Source organism: Paenibacillus sp. N3.4 (genome assembly GCF_008017805.1).
Classification (GTDB): domain Bacteria; phylum Bacillota; class Bacilli; order Paenibacillales; family NBRC-103111; genus Paenibacillus_E.
In genome coordinates this window covers 1-2,886 of record NZ_VRTT01000172.1, presented here as the reverse complement: position 1 = coordinate 2,886, position 2,886 = coordinate 1, and the positions used below count along the sequence as shown (strand labels likewise).

Sequence of the window (2,886 nt, the reverse complement as noted above, 5' to 3'; positions counted from 1 at the left end):
GTAACAGGCGCGAAAGCAAGCGGTGTGTACCAAGTAACAGTTTCCTTCAACAAACCGGTTGATACAGCAAAAGCGAAGGTTGCTTTGACAAAAGGCACACTAGCAGTACCTTCCACAACAACATGGTCTGAAGATAAAAAAGTAGCAACATTAACAACGGATACTCGCCTTGGTGAAGGTGATTACACGGCAACGGTTAGCGGTTTAGATGCAGCAACGGTTGAGAAAACAACAGCTACTTTCACAGCGCAAGATGAGCAAGTATCCAAAATCGACTTTGTCAATGCTAGTGACACTGTAGCTTACAGCAAAAATGCCGTTATTAAATTAAAAGCGGTCAATCAATATGGCGAAGCGGTTTCCATGGGAACATCTAACTTTACAGCATTGGTATCCGGTCATGAGCCAACAAGCTTCAAAAAAGATAGCGATGGCAACTTGGTCGTGACGGCCGATATTACTGGATCTGGTATTTCTCAAGGAAATGGTATCGTTCCTGTAACGGTTTACTACAACAACAGCAGCATCACCGTTTCTAAAAACTTCAAAGTCGGTACTGTTCCGATCCTAAGCAAAATTGAAACTGGAAAAGTAACGTACTCGAACAACAGCACGAAATTGGTAGCTGTGGACGAAACAGCATCCATTCCTTTGAACCTGTTTGACCAATACGGCAACCCGATCGTCAAAGGTCAATTCGTAGCTGGTGAAATTGCACCAAGCAACATTAATCCTGTGATTACGCCTTACGAGCAAAACTTGGAAATCGTAAAAGCTGGCGCATCCTTTGACACTAGCGACTTCTTTGACGAGAATGACAATGCTCGTGTACAAGTGAAGCTGAAAGCGAAACTGGATAAAACAGCTGATTACACAGTGAACATCTACGGTGGTTCTTCTTCCGCAACAGCAACGGTGAGTGTAGGCGCAGCTAACCTGGCAACAAAATTAGGCTTTGATACATCAGCCGTTTCACTTGCAGCGAATGATAAAGAAGTCTATGTACCGCTTACTGTTACAGATGCCAATGGCAACAAATTGAGTGCGCAAGATATTGTCGATAACGCAGATCGCTTTACGTTTAGCGCAACCAATGGCAAAGGATCCATTCAAGCAACAGGCGAACACAAAGGGCAATTGAAGATTGAGTTTGCTTCTGCTAATACCGTAGGCAATAAAGTGTATGTAACAGGACAAATTAATCAATCGCAGTCCAATACGTTTGTACAAACAAGCATTCCGGTTCAAGATGCGCGTATTGCTGATCGCATTACGGTTACAACAGAGCCAGCGGCGAAAGCTATTCTTGGCGCCACAGATGAAATTGTGTACCAATTGAAAGATCAATACGGCGATGATATTAACAAGGTTGATGCCAATATCCCAAGCAGCAATGGGCAAACGTCCAACTACCGTCTTAAAGTTGAAGTTACAACAGAAGGAACTGGCGTAACAGCAACACCAAAAGGCGAAATGGCGAAAAAGGATGGCGTAAGTGGCAACACAACGACGTATATCTACGCCAACGGTGATTTTGCTGATTTCAATAAAGGCTTTGATTTAAAAACAACGAGCGGCGACGTTGGAAAAGTAACTGTCAAAGCCGTTATTCAAAAAGCTTCGAACGGAACAACGAATTATTCGGATTACTCATCTGCCGTGAATCGTACGCTAGAAGCGGTTAAATCCGATACAGCTTTGACTTACTCCATTGAACCCATCGGCACACTGTTTGCCGCGCAAGATACACTGAAAGCTGGTGTGGCTGCAGGTGAAACTTTACAAGCTGGTGCAAGTCAATTTGATAAGAAACTATCCGTTATTGCCAAAGATGCGGCTGGTAACAAAGTGGCTCTTCCACTGAACTATGTACAAGGTATTTCAAGCTCAGATCCAAACGTTCTCTCGGTTGCACGAGTAACGACAGATGGTACGAGCAATGTGGAAGATGGCTATGTTATTGGTAACAAAGCAGGAACAGCCACGTTATCCGCAATCGTACGTACTAACAAAGGCGAAACCATTAACCTTACGCAAAACGTAACGGTAAAAGCAGACGCTATTGCCGTTGACAAGTTGGAAGCTGGTAGAACGAATGCTACGTACAGTGGCACCACAACTATGGCCTACGACTACTTCACGAAAGATGCCGATCATCAGTTGAAAGTAACGGACCAATATGGCATTACGTACAAAAATGCTGATATTGCGAAATATGACGCTGTTCTAGGTCTTCGTTACACAGTATCGGGAGTAAGCGGTAAAGACGCAGTAGTAAACATCGATGCAAAAACAGGCGAAATCACTGCAACTGGTGATGTTCAAGAGTTCTTGATCACAGCGGTAGCGCCTAACGGCAAATCCGTGCAAGTGCTTGTAGCTAAATAAGAACGAAACAAGCAGCGAAAAGAGACCCTTCGGGGTCTTTTTTCTATGAATAGCACTTCGATGCCGAGATTAATCATTTTATGTGAACTGGAAAAATCCTATCAATGAAATGTTGTATTGAATATCGTATACTAAATTTGTAGCCGAGATGATATACAAAATAGTATACGTAATAGTATACGAAGGTTTTGGATTGAAGAAAAAAACTTTTTACATGCATCTGTCGCCACGTTGGTTATAAGTTTTTATAACACAAAAACTTTTAAATACAGGAGGAAACAAACTTTTATGAAAAAATCATTATCTGTTGTTCTTACATCCGCCATGGCGCTCTCCATGTTTTCGTCCGTTGCATTTGGTAAAACATCCGCTGACTTCAGCGATTTGAAAGACCTGGATGCAGCAACACAAGCGAAATTCGATGCGATGATCTCTGCGGGTATTTTTGATGGTGTGACTGATACGACATTTGGTTTGAAAGACGAAATGAACCGTGCG

Annotated in this window: 1 protein-coding gene and 1 pseudogene; both read left to right on the top strand. The window is 42.7% G+C overall.

Annotation, left to right across the window (positions count from 1 at the left end; genetic code table 11):
• On the top strand, positions 1 to 2,388 hold a 2,388-nt coding region (locus tag FU659_RS36200), incomplete at its 5' end, for a hypothetical protein (RefSeq protein ID WP_222708721.1).
• A 288-nt stretch (positions 2,389 to 2,676) separates the two neighbouring features.
• A pseudogene (locus tag FU659_RS34695) lies at positions 2,677 to 2,886 on the top strand (S-layer homology domain-containing protein); the annotation flags it as partial.